Here is a 23,878-nt window from a genome sequence, read left to right on the forward strand (position 1 = left end):
GGTTGTGTTGGATATTTTCTTTCTTGTGTTTGCAGGCTTAATGTTGGTTGTACTGGCGATGTCAGTAGGTGTCCTTTTAGGGCGCAAGCCGATAGCAGGCTCCTGTGGTGGAATGGCATCACTGGGTATGGATACTGCCTGTGATATTTGTGGTGGTGATAAAACCATTTGTGACGATGAAGATGAAAAAAGCCGTCGCATCGCGGAGTTAGCTAAATTAGATGAGCTGACTTATGAGGTTAAGGCGAAAGGCTAATTTGCCCTTTTCTCTCCACAGTCTATTCTGCGAAAAGACTAGCCTAAGTGTCTGATAAAAAAGTATATAAAACTAAGGGGAAATGAATGGCTGTTTATGAGTATGACGTAGTTGTCATCGGTTCTGGACCTGCTGGCGAAGGGGCTGCAATGAATGCAGCTAAGCATGGTCGCCGTGTAGCGGTAATTGAAGAGCAGGAGACTGTTGGTGGAAACTGTACCCACAAAGGTACAATCCCTTCAAAGGCGTTGCGTCACTCAGTTAAGCAGATCATTGAGTTCAACACTAACCCAATGTTCCGTGACATTGGTGAGCCTCGTTGGTTCTCGTTTCCAAAAGTCTTAAAACGTGCCGAAAAGGTTATGTCCAATCAGGTGATGCTGAGAACCAACTTTTATGCACGAAATCGTGTTGATGTATTCTTTGGGCGTGCGGAGTTTGAAGATAAAAATACCGTACTGGTGAAAGGAACAGTCAAAGGTACAGAAACCTTAAGAGCTAAGAATATTATTATTGCGACGGGGTCGCGGCCTTACACGCCTGCTGATATCGACTTTTCCCACCCACGGATATACAACTCCGACACGATACTTAAATTAAGCCACACACCGCGTACGTTGATCATTTATGGTGCTGGTGTCATCGGTAGTGAGTACTGTTCTATCTTTAGTGGCTTAGGGGTGAAAGTCGACTTGATCGACACCCAAGATCGTTTATTGTCTTTCTTAGACGGTGAAATATCGGATGCACTGAGTTACCACCTGCGTAATACTGCCGTTAAGATTCGCCATAACGAAGAGTATGAAAGCGTCGAAGGGGATGATCACGGCGTGATTTTAAACCTAAAATCCGGTAAGCGTATTCGAGCTGATGCTTTCTTATGGTGCAATGGTCGTACGGGTAATACTGATAATTTAAATATTGAAGCAACGGGGTTGGCGCCAAATAGCCGTGGCCAATTATCTGTTGATGGTCACTATCGTACAGAGGTCGAAGGGATTTATGCGGTAGGCGATGTTATTGGTTGGCCGAGTTTAGCTTCTGCTGCTCTGGATCAAGGGCGTTCGGCGGCGGCTGATCTGGTTGGTTCTGATTATTTCCGTTACATCAATGAGGTTCCAACCGGTATTTACACCATTCCTGAAATCAGTTCTATCGGTAAAACCGAAGAGGAACTGACTAAAGAGTGCATCCCTTATGAAGTAGGGCAGGCATTCTTTAAAGATACTGCACGCGCGCAAATTTCCAGCCAGCCTGTCGGTATGCTAAAAATTCTTTTCCATCGTGAAACCTTAGCCATTTTAGGGATTCACTGTTTTGGTGATCAGGCATCAGAGATTGTACATATCGGGCAAGCGATCATGCGCCAGGAAGGGGCTGCAAATACTATCGAGTACTTTGTTAATACGACCTTCAACTATCCCACGATGGCAGAAGCATATCGTGTAGCGGCCATCGCTGGTTTAAACCGGATTTCAAATCTATAAATCTAATAAATAGCCGTCTAAGGGAACCACGTTGACGCTATTTATTTTGATTTTTATGAGTGTGCTGGTTGTACTGTTTAGAGTGAGATGCTCAATTCAGTACAACTTGCCGCTGCTTTACTCGTTAGTGTCTGATGTTGATTTATGCTTAGTTGCTTGCTCTGATGCGTAATATTCATCTTCATAATACTTGCCCTTAATCTCGAGCTTTTTTTCGACAAAGCGATTAAAGCGGCTCCAGATAAAAAAAGCAGGTACCATCATTAAACCAATTACGAGCATCAGACCGGCTCCTTCATAACCTTGCGGCAACAAGGTAACTCCCCAGTCCATAACTCCGAAATGCTTACAAAGATAAAACCATCCAATCAGCCATGCAAAACCAATGGCTGTAGCAATATGATGTAGTAATTTAGCGTGTTGCATCGGGAATCAATTCCTGTAGAGGTGAATACGTAAGCTACTTAAAAAAGGCGTAGGGTCAATTTTACTGTCCGACCTTAAAGCTCTGTTTCTTTGTTCCGGTGGTTCGGTAGGAAGTATATTGTGTTCGGGTAAAGTATCACCTTCATTTAATGGAATTAGTATCGGTAAAGGACAGTTTCTGGCTTGCCGTTGCCAGTGATTATCGGTGGTTTTCCAAGAAAAATTAGCTCGAATAACGGGTACTTGCTGTTGTATTTGCGCCAATGGTGTAGCTTGGTGCAAAGCTGATAATTTCTCTAGCTGAATTTGAATGTGGGGCTGTGATATATCCAGTTTTAACAGCCTACCCATCGCTTCTTCAACACTGAGTTTGCGGATGCTTCGGCCGCTGCTATACCAACTAAAGCGAACACTATCCGGGCGGCTTTCCAAGAGGGGAATCTGTCGATAACACTGTTTAAGGTGCAAGCGTGCAAGGCCTGTTTGATTGAGTGAATTTGCCAGTGCTATAGAGCGTTTATGCAGATGCTCATGTAATTGAGGAAGTTCACTTTTTTTTAAATTTGCAATCGCAGTCTTAAGTCGTGCTTTGTGATGATTAAGGTGCTTCGCGGCTACTATTAATGACTCATTAGCTCCGACCAAACCGTAGTTTGTGGTGGTCTTCCTACCATCTTGGTGGTCTTTGTGCCATAGATCGTTATACAGCTCTCGAGCTATCTGCTTCTGCAATCCAGGCTCTTTTACCCACGGGAGCGATATGGATAAAGATGATTGGTAAAGCCGCTCATCAAAGAGTCGCAAACTGTTGCTCATGGCGTCAAAAGCGTCTTCTATCTCAGATAAAAGTGTAGCAGAAACGGCCATATACTAAATCGCGTCATGATGGCGAGTTTGGGCTTGAAGTACCCGTTGAGCAATAAGCCTACGGCAGCTCTCTGGCATTTGATAAAACGCTACAGCGACTTTCTGGGAGTCGGTATTTTCTGAAATAATCCGCTGAACCTGACCGTATAAGAGAACGCCTAAAAGAGGGTTTGAAAAAATAAGTTTGATTGCCAGATAATCCCCAGGCTTGCAGTTATTAACCTCGCACTGCATCCCGCCCTCACTCAGATTAATAGTTTGCTTAGTTAGATGGTTGATTTTCAAACCGCTGCTGGCCAAGGTGCGAGTAATGGTATCCAGTTTTTGTGCTTGGAGGTTAAAGAGGGCTGCAATCTCTGGATGGGATTGGGCTATTGAGGCAATCAAATCTTGCTGTTGTTTATCCAGCTCTTGCACTTCGGCCAGTAGTTCAAAATAGGGGGATACCTCAAACTGAGAAGGTTGGATAGAGCGAGTTACCTCCTCCAAAGAAACGACCTCTACCTCCAGTGCGACATCCTTTTCTACCCGATAAAATTGCCTACGCTCCTGACCCACAGCGGCCTCCTATTACTGATTTTGTTGTTAGAGTATAACGGAGAATTTCTTATTTATGTTAGAGTTACTGCCCCAACTATGATTTAATCCGCCACCATGTTCAGACCTTTTTCTATATACGTTGGCCTGCGTTATACCGCCGCCAAACGAAGTAATCATTTTATCTCTTTTATCTCCCTAGTTTCGATGCTGGGGTTGATGTTAGGGGTTGCTGCATTGATTCTAGTACTTTCCGTTATGAACGGCTTTGATCGGGAGCTAAAGAATCGCATTCTTGGTATGGTTCCTCATGCCAGTATTACCGGTTTTGATGAGCCGATCGAAGATTGGCGCACGGTGGCGCAGACGATCGAAACGGACGGTCGAGTAGTCGCTACGGCTCCCTTTATTCATGCTCAGGGTATGTTGACCAACGGTGGTCAAGTCAGGGGTGTCGTTGTTCAGGGCGTTGAGCCTGAAGCAGAGAGTAAAGTTTCTATTGTTTCCCAGCATATGCTTAACGGCCAGTGGGATAACTTACAAAGCGGTGAGTTTGGCATTGTACTGGGAGATCTCCTAGCGCGCTTTTTGGGAGTGCGTATGGGTGATAAAGTAACCTTAGTGCTGCCAGAGGCTTCTATCAGTGTTGCGGGTGTCACGCCGCGCCTCAAGCGTTTTACGGTTGTTGGGATTTTCTCGGTAGGTGCCGAGCTTGATGGCAATCTAGCCTATATTCATATAGACGATGCTGCACGGCTCAAGCGTATTAAAGAAGGCGTTGAGGGCGTGCGTATTACCTTTACCGATTTGTTTAAAGCGCCGGTCGCTGTCCGGGAGATCGGTTTGACATTAGATGGTTATTTCATGGCCTCTGATTGGACGCGCACCCACGGTAATCTCTTTCAAGCGATTCAAATGGAAAAGAAGATGATCGGCTTATTGCTATTTTTAATCGTCTTTGTAGCGGCATTTAATATTGTTTCGACCTTGGTGATGGTGGTAACCGATAAAAAGTCGGATATTGCTATTTTGCGAACATTGGGCGCGACGCCCTCCATGATTATGCGCATTTTTATGGTGCAAGGTATTGTGATTGGTTTTGTGGGTACGTTGATTGGTACCGCCTTGGGTATTGTGCTGGCTTTAACGGTATCTGATCTTGTTGCCGGCTTAGAGCGTTTGATGGGGATCGAGTTTTTGTCCTCGGATGTATATTTCATCAATTACCTGCCTTCACAGCTGAATTGGCCTGATGTTGGGCTGATTGTAGCGGCGGCATTAACGATCAGCTTTCTTGCTACGCTTTACCCTGCGTGGCGTGCATCCCGAACTCAACCGGCGGAGGCGCTACGCTATGAGTAATCAGCCCGTATTGCTATGTGAGTCAGTGGGTAAAACCTATACGGAAGCGGGTTCCTCTTTAGAGGTCTTAAAAGAGATAGGTTTAACTGTGATGCAGGGTGAGCGGATCGCGATTATCGGCAGCTCCGGCTCAGGAAAAAGTACATTACTCAATATTCTGGGTGGCCTTGAAGCACCCACGGTCGGTGAAGTTAAGGTGGGCGGTGAGGCCCTGTATGAGGTAAGTGAAAACAAGCGTGCTGCTATCAGGAATCGCCAGTTGGGTTTCGTTTACCAGTTTCACCATCTGTTGCCAGAGTTTACCGCCGTCGAAAATGTAGCGATGCCGCTACTATTGGGTAAAGAAGATATTGCTATCGCCCAGAAAAAATCGATCGAGATATTACAAGCAGTAGGTTTAGGTGAGCGTCTGAAGCATAAGCCTGCCCAACTCAGTGGTGGTGAAAGGCAGAGGGTGGCGATTGCTAGGGCTTTAGTAACGAGACCAGCTTGTGTATTGATGGATGAACCAACGGGTAATCTTGACCGTAATACAGCCAGTGATGTGCAGCAACTGATGGGGCAATTAAACCAAGAGCTTAACACGTCATTTGTGATTGTGACTCATGATCCTGAATTAGCTCATCGGATGGATCGCGTGCTAGAGTTAAAGAGTGGGGGACTGCATAGGGTAGATTAAGGATTGGTCAGTTAGGTGGCGATTGTTTTTTTCGTCGCCCAGACCAACTGCGTCTCACGTGCCAGATCCAAAACAGGTTGGCAGCAAAATAGCCGATTACACTAAAAATAACACCGCAGAAAAGAGATCCTACCAGTAGTGGCCACCAGATGGCTGATATATCGCGAGACAATGATTCATAGGTAAAGTGCATCTCAACGGCTAGTTGAGGGGTGTTGAGCAGGTAAGTCCCCACCACATAGGTAAAATAAAAGATCGGCGGAATGGTAAGCGGGTTGGTAATCCATACTAAGCCTACAGAGATGGGTATGTTACTGCGCACCAGCAAAGCTAAAATAGCAGCGATTAACATCTGTAAAGGCAGTGGTAGAAAAGCACAAAAGATACCGACAAGAAATGCCTTTGATACGGACTTGCGTGTTAAATGCCATAAGCCAGGGTCGTGCAAGTGGCTGCCTAGCCAGCTTAAATGCTTATGATTACGGACAGATGATTCATCTGGCATATACTTCTTAATAAGCTTACGGGGCATAGAGAAGTGTTCTTCTGCGGGGAATCCAGTAGAGGTATTATGCACAGCTAAACCAAGTAAGCCAACATCGAGATCAAGGATGATCACATATATTTCAGGGTTTTTTATTACAGGTTGGTTACCCAGTTTGCCTACCGTGTGGGTTTGGCTGCTTATCTTGTTACTGTGCCTGCTATTAGGGTGGTGGTTTTCGACTACCCGAACTTCCTTGTTTCTGCTACTGGCTGGTTTTTCAGTCGCTTATCTTTATGGTCAGCAGCAGCTTAGCCATCGCTTATCTGAATCAGCCGCAGGCATCGACTGGGAAATTGTTGGAACTGTCTCCGGTTTGCCAGACCAAAATGCATCCCGTGTCCGATTTGATTTGGCGGTTGAGCAAATCACCGCTTTTGATAGGCAGGAGCCTGCTCCCTCGATAAGAACTATTCGGCTTAGTTGGTATCAGCCTGCATACCCGATCAGACCCGGAGATCACCTACGTGTTACGGTACGTTTAAAGCCTCCCCATAGCCTACGAAACCCCAAGGGGTTTGATTATGAGTATTGGGCCTTCGTTCGGCATATCGATGCAGTGGGCTATGTGAAAGAGCTATCGTCTGAACAGTCGGTGGAATATTTCTCTTTTGACCGCTTAAGGTTTGATCTTATTTCTTGGGTAAATCAACGTTTTGAACGTTGGCCTAAAGCCAGAGTGATGTTGAATGCCCTCTGGTTGGGTGATAAATCCGCGATTGATTCAGATGGGTGGCAGCTTTTGCAAACAACAGGCACGACTCATCTGATGGTGGTGAGTGGTTTGCATATTGGCGTCATTGTTGGGTTGGGTTGGTGGTTAGGGCGATTACTCACTGGAATGCTATGGCGGGGAAAAGAGGCTCGAATATCGCACTTTGCCCTTCCTTTTGTATGTGCATTGCTGCTCAGTGGTGTTTATGTCATTTTAGCCGGATTTAGCATACCGACTGTTAGGGCTTGGCTGATGGCAGCTATTCTCCTAAGCGGCTTTCTTACCTTTGATCGCATATCGATTTGGCGCCGCTGGTGGGGCAGTATGGCTGTAGTGTTAACACTTTTTCCTTTGGCGATACATGAAGTTGGCTTTTGGCTCAGTTTTATCGCGGTTGCTGCTTTAATTTTCCTTGTTGATTCGAGCCGAGGAGTGAGCAAGCTGCGCATAATTTTCTTGAGTCAATGGTATATTTTTTTAGTGATAGGGCCTTTTAGCTTGCTCTTTTTTGGTGTGCTGTCTCTGTTTGCTCCCCTCGTTAATGTACTTGCTATCCCACTCGTCTCGTTAGCGTTATTGATATCTGTCCCCGCTATTTTTCTAGAACTGTTAGGTATTCCTTGGTTGCTAGAAAGTATTGCCTATAGTCTTGAGGGGATATGGTTTGGTCTGGAAGCGGTGGCTAAGATTAGCTCGCAAGGCTTGTGGCATCGTTCATCTGTTGACTGGGTTGCGGTTGGGTTTGCACTCTTTGGCTCTGTATTGTTAATTATACCGTTATCTTATGTTATTAGGCTGGCCGGATTTCTATGCTGGGTACCTCTGCTCTTTAAAGCCCCAGCATCGTTAACAGAAGGTGATTTTCAAGTGGTGGTGTTTGATGTAGGACAGGGACTATCGGTACTGGTTCGTACGGCTAATCATCAGCTAATTTATGATACTGGGCCAGCTTACCGTCATGGTGGAGGTGCCTTTGAGCGTGCCGTATTACCATACCTTAAGCATCAGGGGATTACTGGGTTAGACCGCCTAGTGATCAGTCATGACGATAATGATCATGCGGGTGGCTGGTCTGTAGCTCATCAGCATCTGGAAATTACACAGACAGAGGCCGGTATGCCTGAACGGCTGCCTATTGAGTCTGCCAGGTATTGCGAGTCAGGTTTGCAGTGGCAATGGGATAATGTAATTTTTCGTTATGTCCAACCTAAAGCGAACCTAGCAAGTAACGATAACAACCGCTCCTGCATATTGGAGGTTCGCTCTGACCAATGCAGTTTGTTAATTACGGGGGATGCAGATACGGATATTGAAGCTCAGATAGCGCCGAATCTTCGGCCTGTTACTTGGTTGATTGCGGGGCATCACGGTAGTAAAACGTCGACGGGGGCACCACTACTCAACAGGGTTCAGCCCGAAGTTGTTGTATTTAGTGCGGGATTCCTCAATCCCTATAGGCATCCTCATGAGCAAGTTGTTGAGCGAGTTAAGGCGTCTGGTGCGGCAATATACCGCACAGACAGACAGGGAGCGATTCTGTTAAATTCGTCGCCGAAGAATGCGTGTTTTGTCCGTGGGTGGCGTGAAATGGAAAAACGTTACTGGTCAGGCAGTTGAGAGCATACTCCAATGGATTTCAGTGTGATAAAGTAGCTCCACATTATAGGAGGTTAGAACGTGTTCGAGTTGATATCATCTGGTGGCTGGTTGATGATCCCGATTATCGGGTGTTCCATTTTATCTCTTGCGATCTGTATGGAGCGCCTATGGGAGCTGCGTGCAAAAAAAGTAGCGCCGCCTGATTTGATGCAAAACGTATGGGGTTGGCTCAAGAGCGGCGCTATGACAGCGGAGCGAATGAAAGAGCTACGAGCAAGTAGCCCCTTGGGACGCGTTGTCGTGGCAGGTTTAAATAATGCTCGCCATGGTCGTGAGATCATGAAAGAGAGTATTCAGGAAGCGGCCTCTGAAGTGATTCATGATATGGAGCGCTTTTTGACGACACTTGGCACAATCGCTGCCATTACGCCATTGCTTGGTTTGCTCGGTACAGTGATTGGCATGATAAAAGTATTCACGGAGATCATGATTCAAGGGACGGGTAACGCATCCGTATTAGCGGGTGGTATATCTGAGGCTTTGATTACTACAGCTTCGGGGTTGGCGGTCGCAATTCCTACTTTGATTTTTCACCGTTATTTCCAGCGTAAAGTTGACTCCCTAGTGGTTGAAATGGAACAGCAAGCGGTTAAATTAGTTGAAGTTGTCCACGGTGAGCGCACCGTAGAATCTGGCAAGTAGCGGAGCGTTACGGTGAAATTTCAACGTCAACAGCGGGAAGAGGTGAATGTTAATCTGACACCTCTGATCGATGTGGTTTTTCTGTTGCTTATCTTCTTTATGGTATCAACCACGTTCACAAAAGAGAGCCACTTAGTGATTGATCTTCCGGAGGCCTCCGATGCAGCGCCGAGTGAAGATCTCCCTACCATGATCGAGGTGGTGATTGATGAAGAGGGTAATTACAGCGTCAACGGCCAAGCTCTGGTAAATACCCAAGAGAAAACGCTGCGCCAAGCGATCAATTTGCAAGTAAAAGATCAGTCGGATAAACCGCCTTTGATTATTACTGCGGATGCTAAAACGCCGCACCAAGCGGTCGTAACGGCAATGGATGTGTCTGGGCAACTGGGCTTTGAAAAGCTCAGTATTACCACCAAGCAGGCCGTAGAATAAGGTGCAGCGAGTCGTAGCGGCCCTGCAAAAGGCTTGGTATAGCCCATCTCGATGGGTTTGGATACTTTGGCCATTCGAAAGGCTTTTTTACTATTTGGCAAAACGGCGGCGTAATAAACAGCAGCAACAGTGTTGGCATGCACCTGTACCGGTTATTGTGGTCGGAAATATTCAAGTGGGAGGTACTGGGAAAAGCCCTCTGGTTGTAGCCTTGATTGAGCACCTGCGATCACGAGGTTATCGTCCAGGGATTATTAGCAGAGGGTACGGTGCGCAATCAAAAACCTACCCGTTGCTTGTTAATCCTCAGATGCCACCTTCGCAGTGCGGTGATGAGCCGATAATGTTGGTTAAACGCACAGGTGCTCCCTTAGTGATCGATCCTGACCGTGTTGCTGCATGCCAGTATCTACTTGAGCAGACGGATTGTAACCTTATTATCAGTGATGATGGTTTACAGCATTATCGTATGGGACGAGATATTGAAATAGCGGTCATTGATGCCTCTCGGGGAGTAGGCAATGGCCACTGTTTACCGATGGGACCGCTTAGGGAGCCTCCGTCGCGTTTGGCTGAAGTGGATATGGTGGTTCTCAACGGGCAGGGAGATTTTCAGCTCTTTGGGGCGTTTCATATGCAGCTTCAAGCCAGTGAATGGGTACGCTTATCAGATGGCAAGGCGTTTCCTCTCCATGAACGCGTTTTCTCAAAGGTCCATGGCATTGCTGGTATTGGGCATCCTGATCGTTTTTTTTCGACCTTAACTCATTTGGGCTTGCAGGTAGTAGAGCACTCTTTCCCTGATCATTACGCTTATGCCCCCGCTGATATTGCATTCGACGACTCGTTGCCTGTTATCATGACAGAAAAAGATGCTGTGAAATGTCGTACCTTTGCATGTGATGAGCGTTACTATTACCTCAAAGTTGAAGCCCTACTGGCCCATGAATTGACAGAGCAGCTCGATAGTTTGCTTAAACGAATAGACAAGTGAGAGACAAATGGACAAGAAACTATTAGATATACTGGTGTGCCCCGTTTCTAAAGCGCCTGTGGAGTACAATGCTGAAACCAATGAACTCATATGTCGTACCAGTGGTTTAGCTTATCCGATACGTGACGATATTCCCGTTATGTTAGAGAGTGAAGCGCGCACGCTAACAACGGATGAACGACTGAAAGAGAAACAGGTTTAAGTTATGGGCTTTAGTGTTGTTATCCCCGCGCGCTACGCGTCTACGCGCTTTCCGGGCAAGCCGTTAGCGGATATCGCCGGGAAACCTATGATTCAACATGTTTACGAGCGCGCACTACTCAGTGAAGCAGAGCGAGTCATTGTAGCCACCGATGATCAGCGTATCGCCGATGTGGCAACAGGTTTTGGCGCAGAAGTGTGTATGACGCGTGCAGATCACCCCTCGGGCACAGATAGGCTTCAAGAAGTGGTGCATAAGCTGGGCTTTTATGCGGATGATATTGTTGTTAACGTACAGGGCGATGAACCACTAATCCCCCCACGTGTGATTAATCAAGTAGCGCATAATTTAAAAGCTGAGTCTGAAGCAGGCATCGCAACCCTATCTGAACCCATCACCGACATTGAGAGTCTACTGAATCCGAATGTGGTGAAAGTCGTTTCTGATACGCGAGGTATGGCACTCTATTTCAGTCGTGCTCCTATGCCTTGGCCTAGGGATGCGTTTGCCAAAGATCCAACCGCGATGCCATCAGGCTATAGTTGGCAACGTCATATTGGCATCTATGCTTATCGGGTAAAAATGCTCAATGAGTTTGTCCGTTGGGAGCCTGCGCCGATAGAAGAGACAGAATGCTTAGAGCAGCTTCGAGCTATGTGGAATGGCGCAAAGATTCATGTAGATGTTGCTGATGAGTTGCCGCCCGCGGGTGTTGATACACCCGAAGACCTAGAGCGTTTACGTGCCCTGTTCGAATAAGTCATAGGGGCACTTATCTGCCAAGCCTTAATAGCGATGGGCTTGGCACGCTCCATTATCCGCCAAAAGGATAAAGCTCGCCCGCCTCACCATCTTCATTAATCCAATGTAACGCCTGTAAAAATTGCAATGCGCCAAAATAGCTGACGTTAGTTTGAGGCATCGTAGTAGCGTAACTCTGGGTTAAACCTTTCCATTGCTCTGCACCTGAAATTGCCAAATAGTGCAAAGAGGTGTTGTGTGCTGTAGCAAACGCTTGTGGTTCCCACGAGCTTGTCTCATCAATACCCTGAAACCCAGGGTCCAGATAAAGCGCTATGCGAACCCCTTCTTGTGATTCAGCGACTTGCTGGTAGAGTGGCAGAAAGACTTCAGTGTAATCTTGCTCGGTTAGGGTCTCGCTCGCTTGTAAGACAAGAATATCACCGGTGGTTTCAGGTAAGACGTAAAGCATAAAATTATCGGTTCACTTTAAGAAACTGTTGAATGGTTCATTATAAAGGCTTATTGCGGCAGAGTAGAGTAATCTGGGCAGGCATTGCTAATCATCTTTATTTATCTCGACCCGAAGGGGAAACCCATGAAATACGCTGTCATTTTTACGGCAACAGTAAAACAATTTGATGATCTTTACGCATCGACTGCAGCCAATATGAGGCAGCGGGCGATGAGCCAATATGGTTGTACAAAATTTGTAGCCTGTACGGAAGGCAATAAAGAAATTGCGGTCTCGTATTGGGACTCTTTAGAGCACATTAAAGCCTGGAAGGCCGATGCCGAACATCAGGTAGCACAAAAAATGGGGCAAGACGCATGGTATGAGCATTACTGTGTAGAGGTGGTTGAAGTTTTGCGGGCATATAGCAGCTATTAACTTTCTATATCATAGGCAGGCACAATCTGCGTCGCTATAATGGTTTGCTTTAAAGCAATAGCAAGGAATCATGCGTGAAACCCGTCGCTAAAAAACGTGTTCTGTTCGTCTGTTTAGGCAATATTTGTCGCTCTCCCACAGCCCATGGTGTATTTGAAACCTTAGTGGCTCAGCATAACCTTGCACACCTGATTGAAGTGGATTCAGCTGGTACAGCGGCTTATCACGTTGGCAACCCGCCCGATAAAAGATCGGTAGCGGCTGCTCAGCAACGTGGGTATGAATTGGATCACTTGCGTGCCCGACAGGTAACAGCACAAGATTTCGAAACGTTCGACTACATCCTTGCGATGGATTCTGAAAACTTAGACAACCTTAAGTCGATAGCGCCGGCGAATTACCAAGGGTATCTAGGATTATTTTTAAGCTTTGGGCAGTGTCTCGAATCTGAAGTGCCTGACCCCTATTATGGTGGAGCGTCTGGATTTGACCATGTATTGGATCTGGTAGAAAACGCGTCTATGGGACTTCTGTTAAACATGCAACAAGCGCTCTACCGATGAATATTCAACACCAGTGCCCGCTGGATCAGCTCAATACTCTTGGCTTTCCTGCAACTGCTGAAGCTTTTGTTAGCGTGACCTCAGAGCAGATGCTGACTGATGCGGTTCACTATGCTGATAAGCAAGGACTGAAATTACATATACTAGGGGGCGGCAGCAATATTTTGGTTACACCGAACGTCTCAGGTTTGGTAGTCAAAATGGATATTAAAGGCCGAACCGTCAACATGTCAGGAGATTCTGCTCTGCTCACACTGGGTGCAGGCGAAGAATGGCATAAGACTGTCGCCTGGAGCGTAGCTCAAGGTTTTTCAGGAATTGAAAGCATGGCGTTGATTCCTGGCTCAGTCGGTGCTGCGCCCGTACAAAATATCGGTGCTTATGGCACGGAACTAAAAGATAACTTCGTTCATTTACGCGCTTACGACATTGAGCAAAAACGCTGGGTAGATTTTGATAAAAAAGCGTGTCAGTTTGCTTATCGAGATAGCCTTTTTAAGCAGCAGCCGGGACGCTATATCATTACGGAAGTGACCTTGTCGCTATCTAAAGTAGCGGCTCCCCGTTTAAAGTACGCTGCCCTTCAGGGATTTTTTGACCAAAAAGGTATTAATGCGCCCAGCCTTTCGCAAATATTTGATGCGGTGTGCGAGGTGAGACGAAGCAAATTGCCCGACCCTGCTACATTAGGTAATGCTGGGAGTTTTTTTAAAAATCCGGTTATTACGAATAGCCAGTGTGATGCACTGATCAGCCATTTTCCTGATCTTGTACGCTATCCCGATCAGCCCGGTTACACTAAATTAGCGGCAGGCTGGTTGATAGATCAGTGTCATTGGAAAGGGAAAAGGCAAGGCAACGTGGGTGTGTATGATAAACAAGCGCTGGTCTTGGTGCATTATGGTGATGGTCAATTGGATGAGCTGCTCGACCTGTCGGAGCAAATTCAAACCTCGGTACAATCCAAATTTGGGGTGAGTTTAGAAAGAGAGCCACAGATATTTCCACTTATATAGTGCTTTTAATTCAGAGCGTTGTTTACTATAGTCCGAAGCTGGCAACACATTTTTTGCTATTACTAAACTAATAAAAATAAAGAGTAAGCGGTTAGATTACACGCTTAACTGCAAAGGCCTTGGAGTGCTTTAAGTGAAAAACCTTAAGATCAAACAAAAAATCCTTGTCTTGACGGCAATTCCTCTCTTGTTAACCGTAGCTGCGCTGACCTTTGTCTCAATCTATCAGATACGGGATATGGGTAATCAGGAGCTGGTGGAAATTCGAGATACGATGATGGCAGCCAAGCGGGAATCCCTGCTCAACTATATGGAAATTACAGAAACGGCTATTCGTCCTATCCTAAAAAGTGTAGCAAACGAGAGAGAAGCAGAAGAACGTGTAAAAACGGCGCTACGTTCGATCTCCTATGGTGATGAAGATGGTTATATTTTCGCGTTTGACTACGATGGTGTGACTAAAGCTCATTCTGCGAAACCTGAGCTTGAAGGGCGTAATCTCATAGACCTTCAGGATGTGAATGGTGTTCGATTAATCGAAGAGCTGATTAAAGTAGGTCGTAATGGCGGCGGTTATGTCAGTTACATGTGGGATAAGCCTTCAAAAGGCAAAGAAGCACCAAAGCTTAGTTATGCAATCGATTTAAAAGAATTTGGATGGATGCTGGGAACGGGTTTCTACATTGATGATATCGATGATGCAGTAGAGAACGCACGCTTGGCAGTGGATGAAAAAGTGAAAACAACCGTCATCCTTTCATTGGGTGTTGGTGCTGCTATCTTGTTGGTCATTGTTGTAATCAACTTGTGGTTTGCTAATCGTGCTTTGGTGCAGCCGATCCGTGAGCTGTCAGAAAGTGCTAGACAGATGAGTTTAGGTAAAATGGATACGGTGATTTCTGTTAACTCCAAAGATGAGATTGGTGAACTAGCAGACGCCGTTAGCCGCATGCAAAAAAGCTTAAAAGTAATCTTTAAAAAGCTAAGGCAGCCTCCCAAAAGCTAATGGTTTATAAGCTCTACAAAGGCAGATTCTTCTGCCTTTTTTCGTTTTACAGGGCTATTTTACAAAAATAAACTAAGCTTATGAGCAGTGGTGAGCAGCGTGCTCGGGTTGTCAGAAGGTTTTCACATCAGGAAGGGTGAATGAAGCGTAGTGTCTCTGACTTTTTAATTGCAATCGGTATTTTTGTAGCGGCTTTCTTGATCGCAGCGTTAACGGATCTTAATGAGCGTTGGTTAGCTTGGAGCCAAACTCAGGGGTTAGCGGGGGCTGAAGAGCTGCCTGTTGCTTTATCTTTCTTTTCACTGGCGTTGGGTTGGTATGCTTGGCGGCGTTGGCAAGATGCTACTAGTAGCCATCAACAATTATCAGAAACTGTTCAGCAACTTCAGGTTGAAGTAGAAGAGCGCCGTTTAGCTGAAGAACATGCTCATGTCTTGTCGGCTACCAAAAATGAGATATTAGAAAACGAATACTTACGTTCTGAAAAGCTCGAACAAGTACGTGTTATGAGCGATTTGCTAGCATCGGCCAGCACGCTGGCAGAATTAAAAGCAATTACGGTAGATAGCTTGCAACATATCGTGCCCGATCACACTGTTTCGGTCATGTTTGCTAATCCTGAGTTCAACCTTTGGAAAAATGCGGGATCGTGGGGACCACACTCAGATCAAGTTCATCAGGAGATGCGATTAAATGATTGCTGGGTTTTGCAAAATAGCAAAATCTATAAAGATCTATCCAACACCCAAACCATGAGCTGTCCGCAGGCTAACATGACCACTATAAAAAGTGTTGCCTGTTTTCCTATTATCTGTCGGGAGCGAGCTTTTGGTGTATTGCATATTCGTTCCGATAAACTAACAGAAAACTTGCTATCAACCGAGGACGAAAAAATGGTCATCGCCGTTTGTAACTCCATCGGATTACACTTTTACAATGCTCAGCTAAGAGCTGAACTCAGTATGGCCTCTAACCGGGATGAACTTACAGGATTGCTGAACCGCAGAGGCTTAGGCAACACCTTAAAACGCGAAATTAAAGCCTCAGAACTTCAGGGCTATGAAGTAACCGTGGCGATGATCGACATTGACCACTTTAAACAGTATAACGATACCTACGGTCACCAAGAGGGTGATAAAGCGCTCAAATTTGTTGCGGAATACCTCTCTCGTCAAATTCGATCCCGTGATGTACTGGCGCGTTATGGTGGCGAGGAGTTTATTCTTATCCTACCTAATACCAGCAAAATAGAAGCGTACAAAAAGCTGAAGAAAATGATTGCCGTCATTGAAGAGCTCTCAGGTAAAAGTGATACCTGTATGCGAGTTATCACACTCTCTGTTGGTATTGCCACAGCACCTGGTGATAGCACAGAGGAAGAGCCCCTTGTAAAATATGCGGATATGGCACTTTATGCCGCCAAAAAACATGGTAGAAACTGCGTCGTGGGTTATAAAAAGCCCTCGCCTAAGCGGACTAATACGCGCCAGATTTAATTCAGTGGTCTCAAATTAGATGATGCTGTATATCGCAGAAAAGCCCAGCGTTGCTCGTGCTGTGGCGGATGTTTTGCCCAAGCCTCATCAAAAAGGTGATGGTTTTATTCGGGTTGCCAATGGTGATATTGTCACTTGGTGTATAGGGCATCTGCTTGAACAGGCCGAGCCTGAAGCCTATGACCCTGAATACAAACAATGGAAGAGGGCACATCTGCCGATCATTCCCACTGAATGGAAGCAACAGGTAAAGCCCAAAACCCGCAAGCAGTTCAACACTGTGAAAAAGCTGATTAAAGAAGCAGATCTGCTGGTCAATATGGGTGACCCTGATCGCGTTGGTCAAATATTGGTTGATGAAGTGATCAATTATGCAAAGGTCAGTAAAGCTAAGCGAGAGGCAACAAAGCGCTGCTTGGTGAACGATATGAACCCTGACGCTATCAAAAAAGCGCTCAATAGCCTTCGCCAGAACAGTGAGTTTATCCCTTTAGCCACCTCCGCACTTGCCCGAGCGAGAGCAGATTGGCTCTATGGTATTAATATGACACGGCTCTGCACACTTCTAGGGCAGAACGCTGGTTATCAGGGTGTACTCTCTATCGGCCGGGTGCAAACACCTGTGTTAGGGCTTGTGGTACATCGCGACCAAGAAATAGAGAACTTCGTATCCAAGCCCTTCTATGAAGTGTTTATCACCTTGCAAACGGATCAAGGCGAGACATTTGTCGCCAAATGGAAACCGAGCAGCGCCTGTGAGCCTTACATGGATGAAGAGGGCCGTGTTCTTTCTCTTAAGCTGGCTGAAAAGGTACTGCAAACTGTCACCGGTAAAGAGGGACGTGTTACGGCAGTCAAAAAAGAGAAAAAGAAGCAGCAAGCGCCATTACCTTATAATCTATCAGCATTGCAAATTGATGCCTCAAAGCGTTTTAACCTAAATGCCCAAAAAACGTTGGATGTTTGCCAGCAACTCTATGAGCGCCATAAACTTATTACTTACCCAAGGTCGGATTGCCGCTACTTGCCCAGCGGGCACTATAACGACCGGCAGACCGTTACCGCATCCATAGCCAAAACCGCGCCAACACTGGCTAAAGCGATTGCAGAAGCAGATCTGTCCCTTAAGAGTAAAGCGTGGAATGATAGTAAAGTCAGTGCCCATCATGCCATCATTCCCACCTCCCGAGCGATGGAGGGAAGCCGCCTTTCACAGGATGAAAAAAACATCTATGAGCTGATTGCTCGGCAATACTTGATGCAGTTTTACCCACCTTTTGAATATGCAGAACACCAAATTGATAACGAAGTAGAGGGTGGGCTTTTTATCGCCAAGCAAAAATCCGTTATCGCACAAGGCTGGAAGGTACTCTTTCCTCGCTCAAGTAAGCCGGATCAGAAAGATGAATTCGCAAGTCAGGCGTTACCTGCACTGAAAGTGAGTGATTCAGTGTACTGTCAAGAGGGTAGGCTGGATGAGAAACAAACCAGCCCTCCAAAGCATTTTACGGATGCCACACTGCTGGCGGCCATGACCGGCATCGCCAGGTTTGTATCAGACCCAGAGATTAAAAAAGTGCTCAGGGATACCGATGGACTAGGCACCGAAGCCACCCGAGCAGGTATTATAGAGCTACTCTTCAAACGCCAATTTCTTACTAAAAAAGGCAAAGAGATCCACGCCACAGAAACCGGCAAAAAATTGGTTAACAGCCTACCGGCAAAGATGGTTGTCCCTGATATGACGGCTCACTGGGAATCCCAGCTAGAAGCGATCAGCGACAAACGGATGAGCTATGGACAGTTTATGCAGCCTTTGACAGAAGGTCTTAGGGCTTTGATTGGAGAAGTCGAAATCCAGAACTTCACCGAACTTAAAGGATTAGGGAAAAAGCCTGTTTACAGGCGTAAAAAAACATCCAAAAAAGCAGCCTCTTAAGGCATTTTCGCAGCATTAATGTCATTTTTGCGTAGTAATCTAATCTTTTCTACTAAACGTTTAACAGTGGATTTTCCAGCTAAAGAGAGTGTCGGGGATTAGATCTATGGTTCATTTAAAACAGGTAGGCACGGTTGCGTTGTTGGCGGCAGCGGTTGCGTTAGCAGGCTGTAACGGTAACTCTAAGAGTGAAAAAGAGGGCGCTGCGCTGGCGCTAAAAATTCTGCATATTAATGATCACCATTCCCACCTTACCAGTAATGGTGGCAGTTTGATGCTGGCGGGTGAGGATACGGATGTGCAGATGGGCGGCTTTGCTAAAGTGACTCAAAAGTTTAATGAGCTTTCCAGTGGACAGCCTCATGTGCTTAAGCTTCATGCGGGTGATGCCATCACGGGGGATCTGTATTACACCCTGTTTAAAGGGCAGGCGGATGCGGATTTGATGAATCAGGTCTGTTTTGATGCGTTCGCATTGGGTAATCATGAGTTTGACGATGGTGATGCGGGGCTGAAAAACTTCCTAGATCACCTTAACAGCGGCCAGTGTACAACAGATGTACTTGCTGCGAATGTGGTGCCTGAGTTAGGTGTTTCTCCTTTGGCGCTGAATTCACCAACGGATTATATTAAGCCCTTTGTCGTCAAAACGTTTGGTGAGGCGCGTGTCGGTATCATCGGTATTGATATTGCCAACAAAACCAAGAACTCCTCCAGCCCGGATGCATCGACTCAATTTTTAGATGAAACCGCAACTGCGCAGAAATATATTGATGAGCTTAAAGCAGACGGCATTACCAAGATTATCCTGATGACCCATTATCAGTATAAAAATGACCAGGCCTTGGCTCAAAACCTGACCGATGTCGATGTGATTGTAGGCGGTGATTCCCACACCTTGCTGGGCGATCAATTTAATGCACTTGGCCTGAATGCCGCTGGGCCTTACCCGACACAGCTCACTAATAAAGATGGCGACCCTGTCTGTGTGGTGCAGGCATGGCAATACTCCAATGTAGTGGGTGAGCTGGATGTTAACTTTAGCAGCGAGGGTAAGGTAGAAAGCTGCGCGGGTACACCGCACTTGTTGCTATCCGATACCTTTGAGCGTAATGATGCGGAGCTTGCAGGTGCTGAGCGCCAAGGCGTGCTGGATGCCATTGCTGCTAATAGTGTACTTTCGGTGGTTGAAGATGACCCAACAGCAGCAGCGGTGCTGGCGGGTTACTCCGTACAGGTTGATCAACTTAAGCAAGCGGTGATCGGTTCAAGTACCGATGATCTGTGCCTTGAACGAATCCCAGGGCAGGGTAAAAGCTCGCTTTGTGATGTGACAGCCACCCAGTCTAATGGTAGTGATATTACCAATATTGTGGCTAAGGCGTTCCGTGATATGAGCTTAACCTCTGATATTGCTATCCAAAACGGCGGTGGTGTACGCGTGGATCTTGCACAAGGGGATATCACGGTAGGGGATGCCTATACGTTGCTACCGTTTGCCAATACGTTGGTGGAGCTGACAATGACGGGGCAGGATATTATCAATGTGTTGGAAGATGCCTTTGATTATGCAATCTCGCCAGATGGGTCGTCAGGAGCCTTCCCTTATGCTTCGGGGTTACGCTGGACGTTGGATCGCTCACAGGTAAAAGGCAGCCGCTTTAGCAATCTGGAAGTGATGCGTAAAGGCAGCGATACTTGGGAAGCACTAAGCCCTGCGGCGACCTATAAAGTGGTAACGAACAATTACATTGCAGGTGGCCGGGACGGTTATCTGACATTTGGTGTTATTGCGCAGGATGAAAGCCGTATCGTAGATACCTTCTTGGATTACGCGCAGTCGTTTGTCGATTACGTAAAACGTGAAGGCACCATCGGTAAATTGCCGCTAAGCGAATACAGCACACAAGCATATTACGATGAAAATGGCGTATTGCAATAATACGCCCTACTTACCTTTATGCCTCAGATCAGCTTGCGTTAGCGGGCTGATCGCTTATCAATTACAACTGCATTATGGGCATGAAGGCTTTCCTGATGCTCTACTTTGAGTTGATAGTCATCAACGAACGACATCTTTTCTAAACAACCTTTTAAGCGACGAGCAGCGTCTTCGCAAAACATAAGGTTGGTGGCATTGAGTCGCGCAAACTCTTGCTCATCACTGCGTTTCACTGCGGTTTGTACGGGGGTGCCGATTGCTTTTTCAAATTGAAAAATCAACTCAGCTAAATCAGGCCAGTTATGATCGCCTATGACCATGTTAATGTAAGCGTAAGAGCGTTGGCTATGAGGTGTGGCAACTGATCCAGCGTCTGATTGCAACCATTGTAAAAGCTCTTTTTTATCAATGGCTAATGAGGGGAACTTGATATCAATTTCGTTGGCATATAATTGGCGAGCCAATGAAGCTGAGCAAGGGCATGTACTGGAATAGGGAAGGGTTATTTCCATTGCATAACTGTGTTTGTTGGCTCGTGATTCACCCGCAATGGTAACGTCATAAGTCTGGTAGCCGGTTTCATAACTGAGCAGTGATGGTTTTTTTAAGAGTAACCCAAAGGTTAATTGAAGCTTGGCATTATTGCTTGTGCCTGCTTGTGAGCGGACGGCCTCATTCAGTAAATCGTCCAGCGTGGCTTTATTGCATTTGCGTATCGCCAGTTGATTCACAATCGCATGCAAACGGGACATGTGTATACCTTTAGCTGCAGGATCATCAAGGCTGACATAGATACTAGCTTTGGCGGCCAGATTTTGTGCTTGCCCATGTTGCAGAGGCAGGATAAGTGGCACCGCAATCTGCTCCATGCCTACCCATTGCAGTGCAAACGCGTTATCGGTGAGCTGTGTTGTCGCTATATCGGGAAGCGTATTGTGTTGAAACATGGTATTCCTGATTATCGATTAAATATGAGTGGTTGCGCAGGGCTTGGGCGTGTCGAAACCTGCTGGCCGTTGTAAACCTGTTGTCCATTCACCCAGGTCGCTACGATTTTTGAACGGAAGGTATGGCCATCAAATGGAGTCCAACCACAGAGATATAAGCTGTTTTGATGAGTAGCGATGGTGGGAGATGCCCTATCGATTAAAACCAAATCTGCGTAGTAGCCTTCGCGGATAAAGCCGCGATCTTGAATGGCATATCGCGTAGCGGGGTTATGGGCGGTTTTCTCGACGACTTGGGGGAGTGTCATACGTCCCTGTGCTACATGATCCATTAAGGTTAAGAGCGCGTGTTGAACCAACGGTAACCCCGCCGGAGCTTGATCATAAACATGCTGCTTTTCGGCAAAGGTGTGGGGTGCGTGGTCAGTGGCAATAATATCGATTTTCCCTGTCTGCAAGGCTTGTATTAGAGCGTCTCTATCTTGCTTGCTTTTGATCGATGGATTGCACTTGAGTAAATTACCCAAGCGGGGGTAGTCATCTTCCGTAAACCATAAGTGGTGCACGCAGGCCTCTGCGGTAATCTTTTTACTTGCCACAGAGCCTGCATCAAACAGACTGAGCTCTTTTTCGCTGGTGATATGCAGTACATGGAGTTGGCTATCATACTGCTTGGCAAGATTGACAGCGTAAGAGGAGGATGCAAAACAGGCTTCTGTGTCCCGTAGTTTTGGATGGTCTTCAATAGTGAGTTCGGACTTGGATTGAAGTAATGCTTGGCGGTTATGTGCAATCACGGGGCCGCTTTCGCAGTGGGTGACAATTAAGGTCGGCGATTCTCGAAAGATAGCCTCAAGCGCTGTCGGGTTTTCTACCAATAGGTCCCCTGTTGAGGCACCCATAAAGACTTTGACACCGCAGTGCTTGCTTGGATCAAGGCGCTTTATCTGCTCTATATTATCTTCGGTGGCACCTAAATAAAATGCGTAATTAGCGAGTGAGCTTGCGGATGCAATAGCGTACTTCTGTGCTAAAGCCTCAAGGGTTGTGGTAGAAGGGTTAACATTGGGCATCTCCATATAACTGGTAATGCCGCCTGCAACTGCAGCGCTGGATTCGCTGGCAATGGTGCCTTTATGAGTTAGACCCGGCTCTCGAAAATGAACTTGATCATCAATCATGCCAGGTAGCAGATACGCGCCTTTGGCATCTATAACCTGTTCGTTAGGGTGGGCAGCAATGTCTGTACAGATGGTTTCTATACGTTGGTTCCGAATACGAAGGTCAGACGCCATTACCTTGCCGTCATTAACGATGTTTGCGTTTTTAATCAGAGTCGATGGCATAGAGTGCACTTCTTTCATGGTCCAGTGAGTTATTGTTCAGTGGCTGTTTTTTCAGTAAAAATAGGTGTGCACAACTGCACTTGGCTTGATTGGTTATCGGCCTGTAAATAGAAGCAGCTCAACCGGCCGGTATGACAAGCTGGGCCTTGTTGCTCTACCAGACATAAAATGGCGTCGCCATCGCAGTCAAAGCGCATACTTTTTAACTGTTGAGTGTGGCCGCTGGTTTCGCCTTTCATCCAGAACGCTTGTCTGCTTCGGGACCAGTAAGTCATTTTTTGAGAAGATAGGGTTTTCTCGATAGCGGCTTTATTCATCCAGGCTTGCATCAGCACTTCGCCCGTTTGATAGCATTGAGTGATAACGGGAATCAGCCCATCTGAATTAAAACTCAGGTGCTTTATGCACATCGATAAATCCAAGCGGTCTCGCTCTGTTAAGCTTTCACACTGGATAAAAAATGTTTTAGTCATCGATAAAGTCCAGTGTCAGTAGTAAGCGTTTTTCACCTGTAGGTACAGGAGGCGAGCGGTGTACGACCCCTGCGCCTTCATTGCCAGACCAGTTTTCACCTTTTAATAAAGCAACATCGCCTAAGCTCAGGCGTTGGATATGGTGGGTGCCATTAACAAGCCCAGATTGCTCATCTGGTTTCCCTTGGTGGCCTGCGCCAAGTTTGGAGCGGTCGACCACTTCGTGAGGTAACCACTCGGTAGCGACGCCTTGATAGGTTGTGACTAAACGGCATGGAACACGGTCAACATGAAACCGCGGGCACATGGCCATATCCAGTTTTGTGAGCCTTAAGCCAGCGCGCTTTAGGTCGAATAAGCAACAAAACATATCAACAAGCAGGGCAATATCCTCTCCTAATGTAACAACGCTATCGTTAGGGCCGAAGGTTTTGCAAAGCGTCTCGATGGTGTTGTGAGGCGTGACGGCCAAGATGCCTTGTCGTGCCTTGTTAATATCCATAAAGTCTGTCACAGCGCCTTTTAGCTCGTCTGACAGGCTTCGTTGCCATATGGCAAGATACGTGTCGTCTCGATAGATATCGGTGAAGATGTCTGGGTGGTGTGCGCTTGCTGAGCGTCGAGGTAGCGCACAGGGCGACAGATTAGCTACTGCTTGGTAGTTATTTGGTTGAATCATAAGGAGAAAGGCCTCTCGCATTTATTTACAAAG

Annotated in this window: 26 protein-coding genes; 17 read left to right on the plus strand and 9 right to left on the minus strand. The window is 46.5% G+C overall.

Going from position 1 to position 23,878, the window contains the following annotated elements; translation table 11 throughout:
• Positions 1-7 precede the first annotated feature (7 nt).
• Positions 8-256: a (Na+)-NQR maturation NqrM gene (nqrM, locus tag F0U83_RS06590; RefSeq protein ID WP_420813352.1), complete on the plus strand. Its 249-nt coding sequence runs from the start codon at positions 8-10 to the stop codon at positions 254-256.
• 86 nt (positions 257-342) lie between these two features.
• On the plus strand, positions 343-1,743 hold the full coding sequence (sthA, locus tag F0U83_RS06595) for a Si-specific NAD(P)(+) transhydrogenase (RefSeq protein ID WP_138988481.1): 1,401 nt from the start codon (positions 343-345) through the stop codon (positions 1,741-1,743).
• Positions 1,744-1,860: 117 nt separating this feature from the next.
• On the opposite strand, the gene F0U83_RS06600 is transcribed toward sthA, so the two are convergent.
• The 3 genes from F0U83_RS06600 to F0U83_RS06610 are packed head-to-tail and all read right to left on the minus strand — an operon-like array spanning position 1,861 to position 3,594.
• Positions 1,861-2,169: a hypothetical protein gene (locus F0U83_RS06600; RefSeq protein ID WP_138988480.1), complete on the minus strand. Its 309-nt coding sequence runs from the start codon at positions 2,167-2,169 to the stop codon at positions 1,861-1,863.
• Between the two features lie 6 nt (positions 2,170-2,175).
• Entirely contained in the window at positions 2,176-3,036 is an 861-nt protein-coding gene (locus tag F0U83_RS06605) for a DNA replication terminus site-binding protein (RefSeq protein ID WP_138988479.1), read from the minus strand.
• Positions 3,037-3,039: 3 nt separating this feature from the next.
• Complete coding sequence (locus F0U83_RS06610; protein ID WP_138988478.1) at positions 3,040-3,594, minus strand: PilZ domain-containing protein; 555 nt, start codon at positions 3,592-3,594, stop codon at positions 3,040-3,042.
• Positions 3,595-3,690: 96 nt separating this feature from the next.
• Here F0U83_RS06610 and F0U83_RS06615 point away from each other — a divergent pair, with 96 nt between their 5' ends.
• Entirely contained in the window at positions 3,691-4,935 is a 1,245-nt protein-coding gene (locus tag F0U83_RS06615) for a lipoprotein-releasing ABC transporter permease subunit (protein WP_138988477.1), read from the plus strand.
• Positions 4,928-5,614, plus strand: coding sequence for a lipoprotein-releasing ABC transporter ATP-binding protein LolD (lolD, locus tag F0U83_RS06620; RefSeq protein ID WP_138988476.1), 687 nt, complete (start codon positions 4,928-4,930; stop codon positions 5,612-5,614). The genes F0U83_RS06615 and lolD overlap by 8 nt, the downstream gene beginning before the upstream one ends.
• Positions 5,615-5,621: 7 nt before the next feature.
• On the opposite strand, the gene F0U83_RS06625 is transcribed toward lolD, so the two are convergent.
• Entirely contained in the window at positions 5,622-6,233 is a 612-nt protein-coding gene (locus F0U83_RS06625; protein WP_338036383.1) for a DUF2062 domain-containing protein, read from the minus strand.
• Here F0U83_RS06625 and F0U83_RS06630 point away from each other — a divergent pair.
• From F0U83_RS06630 to kdsB, 6 genes are read left to right on the plus strand one after another with little or no spacing between them, the layout of a single operon-like run.
• Positions 6,226-8,490: a DNA internalization-related competence protein ComEC/Rec2 gene (locus F0U83_RS06630; protein ID WP_138988475.1), complete on the plus strand. Its 2,265-nt coding sequence runs from the start codon at positions 6,226-6,228 to the stop codon at positions 8,488-8,490. The two genes, F0U83_RS06625 and F0U83_RS06630, sit on opposite strands and share 8 nt — an antisense overlap.
• 60 nt (positions 8,491-8,550) lie before the next feature.
• Positions 8,551-9,174, plus strand: a complete 624-nt coding sequence (locus F0U83_RS06635; protein ID WP_138988474.1) for a MotA/TolQ/ExbB proton channel family protein — start codon at positions 8,551-8,553, stop codon at positions 9,172-9,174.
• Positions 9,175-9,186: 12 nt separating this feature from the next.
• Positions 9,187-9,609, plus strand: coding sequence for an ExbD/TolR family protein (locus F0U83_RS06640; RefSeq protein WP_138988473.1), 423 nt, complete (start codon positions 9,187-9,189; stop codon positions 9,607-9,609).
• A gap of 1 nt (position 9,610) precedes the next feature.
• Positions 9,611-10,603, plus strand: coding sequence for a tetraacyldisaccharide 4'-kinase (gene lpxK / locus F0U83_RS06645; protein WP_138988472.1), 993 nt, complete (start codon positions 9,611-9,613; stop codon positions 10,601-10,603).
• A gap of 7 nt (positions 10,604-10,610) precedes the next feature.
• Entirely contained in the window at positions 10,611-10,805 is a 195-nt protein-coding gene (locus tag F0U83_RS06650; RefSeq protein ID WP_138988471.1) for a Trm112 family protein, read from the plus strand.
• Positions 10,806-10,808: 3 nt separating this feature from the next.
• The gene (gene kdsB / locus F0U83_RS06655; RefSeq protein WP_138988470.1) at positions 10,809-11,564 is read left to right on the plus strand and encodes a 3-deoxy-manno-octulosonate cytidylyltransferase; all 756 of its coding nucleotides are present in this window, start codon (positions 10,809-10,811) and stop codon (positions 11,562-11,564) included.
• Between the two features lie 55 nt (positions 11,565-11,619).
• Here the strand turns inward: kdsB and F0U83_RS06660 are convergent, their stop codons facing one another.
• Positions 11,620-12,018 (minus strand): SpoIIAA family protein, encoded by a 399-nt coding sequence (locus tag F0U83_RS06660; protein ID WP_138988469.1) that lies wholly within the window; start codon positions 12,016-12,018, stop codon positions 11,620-11,622.
• A gap of 126 nt (positions 12,019-12,144) precedes the next feature.
• Between F0U83_RS06660 and F0U83_RS06665 the strand changes: the two genes are divergently transcribed.
• From F0U83_RS06665 to nadN, 7 genes are all read left to right on the plus strand, one after another.
• Positions 12,145-12,438: an antibiotic biosynthesis monooxygenase family protein gene (locus F0U83_RS06665; RefSeq protein ID WP_138988468.1), complete on the plus strand. Its 294-nt coding sequence runs from the start codon at positions 12,145-12,147 to the stop codon at positions 12,436-12,438.
• Between the two features lie 74 nt (positions 12,439-12,512).
• Entirely contained in the window at positions 12,513-13,001 is a 489-nt protein-coding gene (locus F0U83_RS06670; protein WP_138988467.1) for a low molecular weight protein-tyrosine-phosphatase, read from the plus strand.
• Positions 12,998-14,017 carry a UDP-N-acetylmuramate dehydrogenase gene (gene murB, locus F0U83_RS06675; protein ID WP_138988466.1) on the plus strand — a complete coding sequence of 340 codons (1,020 nt, stop codon included), beginning with the start codon at positions 12,998-13,000 and terminating at the stop codon, positions 14,015-14,017. Before F0U83_RS06670 ends, murB begins: the two co-directional genes overlap by 4 nt.
• Positions 14,018-14,150: 133 nt before the next feature.
• A complete protein-coding gene (locus F0U83_RS06680; protein WP_138988465.1) occupies positions 14,151-15,023 on the plus strand; it encodes a cache domain-containing protein in 873 nt (290 codons plus the stop codon).
• A 140-nt stretch (positions 15,024-15,163) separates the two neighbouring features.
• Entirely contained in the window at positions 15,164-16,519 is a 1,356-nt protein-coding gene (locus tag F0U83_RS06685) for a sensor domain-containing diguanylate cyclase (protein ID WP_138988464.1), read from the plus strand.
• Between the two features lie 19 nt (positions 16,520-16,538).
• Complete coding sequence (locus F0U83_RS06690) at positions 16,539-18,458, plus strand: DNA topoisomerase III (protein ID WP_138988463.1); 1,920 nt, start codon at positions 16,539-16,541, stop codon at positions 18,456-18,458.
• A gap of 106 nt (positions 18,459-18,564) precedes the next feature.
• Complete coding sequence (nadN, locus tag F0U83_RS06695; protein ID WP_138988462.1) at positions 18,565-20,400, plus strand: NAD nucleotidase; 1,836 nt, start codon at positions 18,565-18,567, stop codon at positions 20,398-20,400.
• A gap of 38 nt (positions 20,401-20,438) precedes the next feature.
• Here nadN and folE2 read toward each other — a convergent pair whose 3' ends face one another.
• From folE2 to F0U83_RS06715, 4 genes are read right to left on the minus strand one after another with little or no spacing between them, the layout of a single operon-like run.
• Positions 20,439-21,347: a GTP cyclohydrolase FolE2 gene (gene folE2, locus F0U83_RS06700; RefSeq protein ID WP_138988461.1), complete on the minus strand. Its 909-nt coding sequence runs from the start codon at positions 21,345-21,347 to the stop codon at positions 20,439-20,441.
• Between the two features lie 11 nt (positions 21,348-21,358).
• Positions 21,359-22,693: a dihydroorotase gene (locus F0U83_RS06705; protein WP_138988460.1), complete on the minus strand. Its 1,335-nt coding sequence runs from the start codon at positions 22,691-22,693 to the stop codon at positions 21,359-21,361.
• A 29-nt stretch (positions 22,694-22,722) separates the two neighbouring features.
• The gene (hisI, locus tag F0U83_RS06710; RefSeq protein WP_138988459.1) at positions 22,723-23,166 is read right to left on the minus strand and encodes a phosphoribosyl-AMP cyclohydrolase; all 444 of its coding nucleotides are present in this window, start codon (positions 23,164-23,166) and stop codon (positions 22,723-22,725) included.
• Positions 23,159-23,845 carry a DUF1826 domain-containing protein gene (locus tag F0U83_RS06715; RefSeq protein ID WP_150036801.1) on the minus strand — a complete coding sequence of 229 codons (687 nt, stop codon included), beginning with the start codon at positions 23,843-23,845 and terminating at the stop codon, positions 23,159-23,161. Before F0U83_RS06715 ends, hisI begins: the two co-directional genes overlap by 8 nt.
• Positions 23,846-23,878: the final 33 nt, after the last annotated feature.

The sequence above is a fragment of the Neptunomonas concharum genome (genome assembly GCF_008630635.1).
GTDB lineage: Bacteria > Pseudomonadota > Gammaproteobacteria > Pseudomonadales > Balneatricaceae > Neptunomonas > Neptunomonas concharum.

What these genes read in the sequence shown, in the direction of transcription:
- sthA (WP_138988481.1), top strand. Translation starts at nt 343, where the DNA reads ATGGCTGTTTATGAGTATGACGTAGTTGTCATCGGTTCTGGACCTGCT.
- F0U83_RS06600 (WP_138988480.1), bottom strand. Translation starts at nt 2,169, where the DNA reads ATGCAACACGCTAAATTACTACATCATATTGCTACAGCCATTGGTTTT.
- F0U83_RS06605 (WP_138988479.1), bottom strand. Translation starts at nt 3,036, where the DNA reads ATGGCCGTTTCTGCTACACTTTTATCTGAGATAGAAGACGCTTTTGAC.
- F0U83_RS06615 (WP_138988477.1), top strand. Translation starts at nt 3,691, where the DNA reads ATGTTCAGACCTTTTTCTATATACGTTGGCCTGCGTTATACCGCCGCC.
- lolD (WP_138988476.1), top strand. Translation starts at nt 4,928, where the DNA reads ATGAGTAATCAGCCCGTATTGCTATGTGAGTCAGTGGGTAAAACCTAT.
- F0U83_RS06630 (WP_138988475.1), top strand. Translation starts at nt 6,226, where the DNA reads ATGATCACATATATTTCAGGGTTTTTTATTACAGGTTGGTTACCCAGT.
- F0U83_RS06650 (WP_138988471.1), top strand. Translation starts at nt 10,611, where the DNA reads ATGGACAAGAAACTATTAGATATACTGGTGTGCCCCGTTTCTAAAGCG.
- kdsB (WP_138988470.1), top strand. Translation starts at nt 10,809, where the DNA reads ATGGGCTTTAGTGTTGTTATCCCCGCGCGCTACGCGTCTACGCGCTTT.
- F0U83_RS06660 (WP_138988469.1), bottom strand. Translation starts at nt 12,018, where the DNA reads ATGCTTTACGTCTTACCTGAAACCACCGGTGATATTCTTGTCTTACAA.
- F0U83_RS06665 (WP_138988468.1), top strand. Translation starts at nt 12,145, where the DNA reads ATGAAATACGCTGTCATTTTTACGGCAACAGTAAAACAATTTGATGAT.
- murB (WP_138988466.1), top strand. Translation starts at nt 12,998, where the DNA reads ATGAATATTCAACACCAGTGCCCGCTGGATCAGCTCAATACTCTTGGC.
- F0U83_RS06685 (WP_138988464.1), top strand. Translation starts at nt 15,164, where the DNA reads ATGAAGCGTAGTGTCTCTGACTTTTTAATTGCAATCGGTATTTTTGTA.
- F0U83_RS06690 (WP_138988463.1), top strand. Translation starts at nt 16,539, where the DNA reads ATGATGCTGTATATCGCAGAAAAGCCCAGCGTTGCTCGTGCTGTGGCG.
- nadN (WP_138988462.1), top strand. Translation starts at nt 18,565, where the DNA reads ATGGTTCATTTAAAACAGGTAGGCACGGTTGCGTTGTTGGCGGCAGCG.
- folE2 (WP_138988461.1), bottom strand. Translation starts at nt 21,347, where the DNA reads ATGTTTCAACACAATACGCTTCCCGATATAGCGACAACACAGCTCACC.
- F0U83_RS06705 (WP_138988460.1), bottom strand. Translation starts at nt 22,693, where the DNA reads ATGCCATCGACTCTGATTAAAAACGCAAACATCGTTAATGACGGCAAG.
- hisI (WP_138988459.1), bottom strand. Translation starts at nt 23,166, where the DNA reads ATGACTAAAACATTTTTTATCCAGTGTGAAAGCTTAACAGAGCGAGAC.
- F0U83_RS06715 (WP_150036801.1), bottom strand. Translation starts at nt 23,845, where the DNA reads ATGATTCAACCAAATAACTACCAAGCAGTAGCTAATCTGTCGCCCTGT.